Origin of the sequence: Rhodopseudomonas rhenobacensis, assembly GCF_014203125.1 — a bacterium.
Classification (GTDB): Bacteria; Pseudomonadota; Alphaproteobacteria; order Rhizobiales; family Xanthobacteraceae; genus Rhodopseudomonas_A; species Rhodopseudomonas_A rhenobacensis.
Genome location: NZ_JACHIH010000003.1, coordinates 303,186 through 309,731, shown reverse-complemented (window position 1 = coordinate 309,731; position 6,546 = coordinate 303,186). Strand labels below are relative to the sequence as shown.

The 6,546-nt window shown below is 66.2% G+C and carries 4 protein-coding genes; all 4 read right to left on the bottom strand.

All coding sequences use genetic code 11. The annotated features are described in order from the left end of the window. Positions 1-362: 362 nt before the first annotated feature. The 4 genes from HNR60_RS04980 to kdpB are packed head-to-tail and all read right to left on the bottom strand — an operon-like array spanning position 363 to position 6,542. Positions 363-1,052 carry a response regulator transcription factor gene (locus HNR60_RS04980; protein ID WP_184254922.1) on the bottom strand — a complete coding sequence of 230 codons (690 nt, stop codon included), beginning with the start codon at positions 1,050-1,052 and terminating at the stop codon, positions 363-365. Next, positions 1,049-3,772, bottom strand: coding sequence for a sensor histidine kinase (locus HNR60_RS04975; protein ID WP_184254920.1), 2,724 nt, complete (start codon positions 3,770-3,772; stop codon positions 1,049-1,051). Before HNR60_RS04975 ends, HNR60_RS04980 begins: the two co-directional genes overlap by 4 nt. Positions 3,773-3,813: 41 nt before the next feature. Further along, positions 3,814-4,413: a K(+)-transporting ATPase subunit C gene (locus HNR60_RS04970; protein WP_184254918.1), complete on the bottom strand. Its 600-nt coding sequence runs from the start codon at positions 4,411-4,413 to the stop codon at positions 3,814-3,816. 11 nt (positions 4,414-4,424) lie between these two features. Then, entirely contained in the window at positions 4,425-6,542 is a 2,118-nt protein-coding gene (kdpB, locus tag HNR60_RS04965; RefSeq protein WP_184254916.1) for a potassium-transporting ATPase subunit KdpB, read from the bottom strand. Positions 6,543-6,546 lie beyond the last annotated feature (4 nt).

The following is a 6,546-nucleotide window of genomic DNA, read 5'->3' as shown; positions in this document are numbered from 1 at the left end:
GCTGGGCGATGGAATCACGATCAGAACGCCAAATCAATTTGCCAGAAAACCGGCGTCAGACCCGCCCAAACCGGCAAAAATCTATACTTGCAGCCGCACAAAACCGATTCTCGCTCAACGACTTATGTGTTCTTCACGGATGACTCATTCCGGGGCGCGAGCAGCGAAGCTGCGAGCGAACCCGGAATCCAGTATTCCAGGGCGGTGAGTACTGGATTCCGGGTTCGCTCGGTCTGGCGCCCTCGCGCCCCGGAATGACAGCTTGTTATGTTGCCGGCGCACCGATCCACGAATTTCCAGGCGCGCCGATCCACCAATTTCCCGGCGTCCGATCCACCGACAGCTGTCATGCCCGAACCAAACTAATCCGGTGCCCGCAGCCGATAGCCGATGCCGGTCTCGGTGAGCAGGAATTGCGGGCGCTCCGGATCGGGTTCGATCTTCTGCCGCAGCTGCCGGACATAGACCCGCAGATATTGCGCGTCGGTGAGTTCGTCCCATAATTCCTTCAGCAAAAAACGATGCGTCAAAACCTTGCCGGCGTGCTGCACCAGCACCCGCAGCAGCTCGTATTCCTTCGGCGATAGCTTCACATCCTTGTCGCCGACCTTGACGATCCGGCGCACCAGATCGACCGCGAGGGATCCTGCGTGAAACACCGGGCGTTCGCCCTGCACCTGCAATTGATGGCGCAATGCTGCGCGCATCCGCGCCAGCAATTCCTCCATGCCGAACGGCTTGGTGAGATAGTCGTCGGCGCCGAGATCGAGCGCCTGCACCTTGCCGGCCTCGTCGCCGCGGCTCGACAGCACCACGACCGGGACATGGGCGTTGCGGGCGCGGATGATGCGCAGCAATTCGTGGCCCTGAATGTCCGGCAGGCCGAGATCGAGAATGATCAAGGCCGGCTGGTGCGCCAGTAATTCGAGCGCGATCTTGCCGTTGCTGGCTTCGAGAATGTCGTAGCCCTGGGTGCCGAGCCCCATCCGCAGCAATTTGCGGATCGGCGGCTCGTCGTCGATCACCAGCACCTTGATCGGAACGCCGGTCATGCCGCGGTGTCCAATGCTGCGCGCGGCGGCGGCACCGGCAGCCGGATGCTCAGCACCGCGCCGCTGCGGTCGCTGCGGTTGGCCGCCGCCATGGTGCCCTGCATGGCCTCGATGAAGCCGCGCGAGATGGCGAGGCCGAGCCCGGTGCCGGCGCGCACCTGATCGGTTTTGCGCACCCGATAGAATTTGTCGAACACGGTTTCCAGATCCTCCGGCGGAATGCCTTCGCCCTCGTCAAGCACCTGCAACAGCACGGCGTCGCCGTGGCGCGCGGCCCTCACTGTGATCGTTGTGCCGTCGGGGGCATATTTGGCGGCATTGTCCAACAGATTGAAGATCGCCTGTTCGAACAACACGGCGTCGATCTGCAGCATCGGCAGCTCGGGCGCAATGTCGAGCTCCACCTTGTGATGCGCGAGAATCGTCGCGGCGCGGCGCAACGCGCTGCCGACCACCTCGCCGACGTCGTGCAGCGCGGCGTTCGGCACCACGGCGCCGGCCTCGAGCCGCGTCATGTCGAGAAGATTGGCGATGAAGCGATTGAGCCGCTCGGCCTCCTCGACGATGCTGCCGAGCAGGTCGGCGCGCTCGGCATCCGACAGTTTCGGCGACAGATCGCGCAGCGTCGAGGCGGCGCCGAGCACGGCTGCGAGCGGCGTCTTGAGGTCGTGCGAGATCGAGGTCAGCAACGCCTGGCGCAGCCGATCGGATTCCGCGGAGCGTTTCACCCGGTCCATGTCTTCCACCAATTGCACCCGCTCGATCGCCAGCGCGCCCTGATCGACCAGCGCGTCGAGCAGCCGGCGCTGATCCGGCGTCAGCAACGGCCCGCTGCGGTCGTCGTCGATGCCGATCACGCCGATCGGACCGCGGCCGGTGCGCATCGGCAGGAACAGCCGCTTGGCGCCGGGCAGTGTATCGGAGCCGCGGCCTGCCGAGCGATCGTTGGCCCACGCCCAATTTGCCGCGGCGAGGTCGGCGTCGTCGAGCTGATCCTCCGGCGGATAGCCGGTCTTCACCACGATGCGGCCGTCCTCCGGCAACAGCAGCACCACGCGGACGTGCAGCATCAGCGCCGCCTGATACGCGGTGGCCCACAGCACGTCGTCGAGCGCCGCGGTGCCGGCGAGCTTGCGGCTGAAGGCGTAGAGCGATTCCGTGGTGCGCACCCGGCCGATCGCCGACACCGCCTGGGTGCGCACCCGGCCCGCGAGGTTCGACACCAGCAGCGCGATCAGCATGAAGAAGAAGAACGCCGCAATGTTGATCGGCTCGGCGATGGTGAAGGTATAGACCGGCGGCAGGAAGAAGAAGTTGTAGCACAGCGAGGCGCTGACACTGGCCAGCACCGACGGAACGAGGCCGTAGCGCACCGCGACGCCGACCACCGCGGTGAGAAACACCAGATCGACATTGACCAGGCCCAACGTGGGTTCGATCAGGATGGCGAGGCCGAGCGCGGCGCCGACCACCAGCACCGCCATCAGATAGGGCTTTGGGTCGAACGCGTCGCTGCGCTCCAGCGTCTTCACGGTCTTCGGCGCCACCGGATCGGCGGCGAGTTCCTCGCCGGCGATGACGTGGACGCTGATATTGCCGGCGCGGCGGATCAGATCGTGCACCACCGAGCCGCGCAGCATCTCGAACCACAGCGACCGGGTCGACTTGCCGACCACGATGTGGGTGACGTTGTTGTTATGCGCGAAGCTGATGACGTCGTCGGCGACGCGGCGGCCGCTGCCCGGAATGGTCAGCCCTTCGCCGCCCAGCGTTTCCGCCAGCCGCAAGGTGTCGGCGAGCCGGTCGCGCTCGACCTCGGTCAGCCGCTGGCCGCTCCTGGTCTCGACGCAGATCGCGCTCCACGGCGCGTGCAGCCGATCCGCCAGCCGCCTTGTGTAGCGCACCAGCCCGGCGGAGCGGGTGTCCTCGTTGATGCAGACCAGGATCCGTTCGCCGGCCGCCCATGGCCCGGAGATCGCGTTGGCCTGCATATGGGTGAGCAGTTGCTCGTCGACCCGCTCGGCGGTGCGCCGCAGCGCCAATTCGCGCAGCGCGGTCAGATTGCCCGGCGAGAAGTAGTGCTCCAGCGCGCGCTCGGCCTGCTTCGGCACATAGACCTTGCCCTCGCGCAACCGCTGGATCAGATCGTCCGGGGTGAGGTCGACCAGTTCGATGGCGTCGGCGCGGTCGAAGATCGAATCCGGCACGGTCTCGCGCACCCGGACGTGGGTGATCTGCGCTACCACATCGTTGAGGCTTTCGATGTGCTGGATATTCACCGCGGTATAGACGTCGATGCCGTGGCGGAGCAGTTCCTCGACGTCGAGATAGCGCTTGGGGTGGCGGCTGCCGGGCGCGTTGCTGTGCGCCAATTCGTCGACCAGCACCAGTTGCGGCCGGCGCGCGATCACCGCGTCGAGATCCATCTCGTCGAGCACGTGATCCTTGTAGTCGAGCCGGCGCCGCGGGATCACCTCGAGCCCGGCCAGCAGCGCCTCGGTCTCGACGCGGCCGTGGGTCTCGACCACGCCGACCACGACGTCGACGCCGGCCTTGCGCTTGGCGTGGGCGCTCTGCAGCATCTCGAAGGTCTTGCCGACGCCGGGGGCGGCGCCGACGAAGATCTTCAGCCGGCCGCGCTGCTCGTCCTCGCGTCGCGCGGTTTCGAGCAGCGCCTCCGGAGAGGGTCGTTGGTCAGCGTTGCGGCGGTGATTGGCCATACGACATCATAGCCTCTGCCCGGCGACCGGCCTAGTCTTCGCTACTTCGCCGCGTCGAGCGCCAGGTTGAGCGCCAGCACGTTGACCCGCGGCTCGCCGAGCAGCCCGGCGAGCCGGCCTTGGCTGTGATCGCGCACCAGCTGCTGCAGCCGCTGTTCGGACAGGCCTCGCGCTTTCGCAACGCGCGGCACCTGGAACAGCGCCGCCTCCGGCGAGATGTCGGGGTCGAGGCCGCTCGCCGAGGTGGTGACCAGATCGACCGGCACCGGCGCGGAGGGATTTTCCGCCTTCAGCCTGTCGACGTCCGCGGTGACGCGGTCGATCAGCACCTTGTTGGTCGGGCCGAGATTGGAGCCGGCGGAGTTCACCGCATTATACGGCGCCGACACGGTCTTGCTGGAATCTTCAGGGTCGGCCGCCGTGGTCGCCGAGGGGCGGCCGTGGAAATACTTGTCTTCGGTGAACTGCTGGCCGATCAGCGCCGAGCCGATCACCTGGCCGTCCTTCTCGATCAGGCTGCCTTGCGCCTGCTTCGGAAAGATCACGCCGGCCAATGCAGTCATCGCCAGCGGATAGGCGAGCCCGGTGAGCAGCGTCAGCGCGAGCAACAGCACGATGGCGGGACGGATTTCTTTCAACATGACGTGTCTCCTCAAACCAGGTGCAAAGCGGTGACCGCGAGGTCGATCGCCTTGATGCCGATGAACGGGATAATCAGGCCGCCGAGCCCGTAGACCAGCAGGTTGCGGCGGAGCAATGCGCCGGCGCCGATCGCCCGATAGGCGACGCCCTTCAGCGCCAGCGGGATCAGCGCGATGATGATCAGCGCGTTGAAGATGATCGCCGACAGGATCGCGCTTTGCGGGCTGGCGAGCTGCATGACGTTGAGCGCCTGCAGCTGCGGGTAGAAGGCGAGGAAGATCGCCGGGATGATGGCGAAGTACTTCGCCACGTCGTTGGCGATCGAGAACGTGGTCAGCGCGCCGCGGGTCATCAGCAATTGTTTGCCGATCTCCACCACCTCGATCAGCTTGGTCGGGTTGGAATCGAGGTCGACCATGTTGCCGGCTTCGCGCGCGGCTTGCGTCCCGGTGTTCATCGCCACGCCGACGTCGGCTTGGGCGAGCGCCGGGGCGTCGTTGGTGCCGTCGCCGCACATTGCCACAAGTTTGCCTTTGGCCTGTTCGTCGCGGATCAGCTTCAATTTGTCCTCCGGCGTCGCCTGCGCCAGGAAGTCGTCGACGCCGGCTTCGGCGGCGATCGCCGCCGCGGTCATCGGATTGTCGCCGGTGATCATCACCGTGCGAATGCCCATCCGCCGCAATTCGGCGAAGCGCTCGCGGATGCCGCCCTTGACGATGTCCTTCAGGTGGACGACGCCGAGCAGCCGGCCATCCTTGGCCACAGCCAAAGGCGTACCGCCGGCCTTGGCGACCTCATCGGCGATCGCGAAGATCTCCCGCGCCGGCTCCGACATCGCCGCCACCGCGCGCGCCGCGTTGCCCGAGGCCAGCTGACGCGGGCGACCGCCGCCGTCGACATGGTTGAGGATCGCATCGACCGCGCCCTTGCGCACCCACGACGCGCCGGCATCGACGCCGCTCATCCGGGTTTGCGCGGTGAACGGAATGAAGCTGGCGTTGAGTTCGGCCATATCGCGGCTGCGCAGCCCGTGCTTCTCCTTCGCCAGCACCACGATCGAGCGGCCTTCGGGCGTCTCGTCGGCAAGCGAGGCCAGTTGCGCCGCGTCGGCCAGTTCCAGTTCGCTGACGCCGCGCACCGGACGAAATTCGGTGGCCTCGCGATTGCCGAGCGTGATGGTGCCGGTCTTGTCGAGCAGCAAAGTATCGACGTCGCCGGCGGCTTCCACCGCGCGGCCGCTCATCGCCAGCACGTTGAAGCGCACCAGCCGGTCCATGCCGGCGATGCCGATCGCCGACAACAGCGCGCCGATCGTGGTCGGGATCAGCGTGACGAACAGCGCCACCAGCACCACTACCGAGATCGAACCGCCCGCATAGGCGGCGTAGCTCGGGATCGTCACCGTCGCGAAGATGAAGATGATGGTGAGGCCGATCAGCAGAATGTTCAGCGCGATCTCGTTCGGCGTCTTCTGCCGCGCCGCGCCTTCGATCAAGCTGATCATGCGGTCGAGGAACGAGGTGCCCTTCGACGCCGTGAGCCGCACCACGATGCGATCCGAGATCACCAGCGTGCCGCCGGTGACCGCGGAACGGTCGCCGCCGGATTCCCGGATCACCGGCGCGGATTCGCCGGTGATCGCCGCCTCGTTGACCGAGGCCACGCCGCGGATCACTTCGCCGTCGCCGGGAATGATATCGCCGGCTTCGACCAGCACCAGGTCGCCCTGCTCGAGCTGGTCGGCGGCGACGCCTTCGTAGAGTTCGAAGTTGTCCTCGATCAACAGCCGCTTGGCCTTGGTGTTGGAGCGGGTCTGCCGCAACGTGTCGGCCTGCGCCTTGCCGCGGCCTTCGGCGACCGCTTCGGCGAAGTTGGCGAACAGCACGGTGAACCACAGCCACAGGATGATCTGGAAGGTGAAGCCGAGATCGGCGCCACCCTGCACAACGTTCTTGGCGAAGATCACCGTGGTCAGCGCCGCGACCACTTCGACCACGAACATCACCGGGTTCTTGATCATCAGCCGCGGATCGAGCTTGACGAAAGCCTGACCGGCCGCCGGCAGCACGATCGATGGATCGAACATCGCCGAGCGGCTGGCCCGCTTCCTGGTTTTGACTTTATCCATTGAG

Excerpts from the sequence above, each read along its gene's own strand:
- HNR60_RS04975 (WP_184254920.1), bottom strand. The coding sequence starts at position 3,772 with ATGGCCAATCACCGCCGCAACGCTGACCAACGACCCTCTCCGGAGGCG.
- kdpB (WP_184254916.1), bottom strand. The coding sequence starts at position 6,542 with ATGGATAAAGTCAAAACCAGGAAGCGGGCCAGCCGCTCGGCGATGTTC.
- HNR60_RS04970 (WP_184254918.1), bottom strand. The coding sequence starts at position 4,413 with ATGTTGAAAGAAATCCGTCCCGCCATCGTGCTGTTGCTCGCGCTGACG.
- HNR60_RS04980 (WP_184254922.1), bottom strand. The coding sequence starts at position 1,052 with ATGACCGGCGTTCCGATCAAGGTGCTGGTGATCGACGACGAGCCGCCG.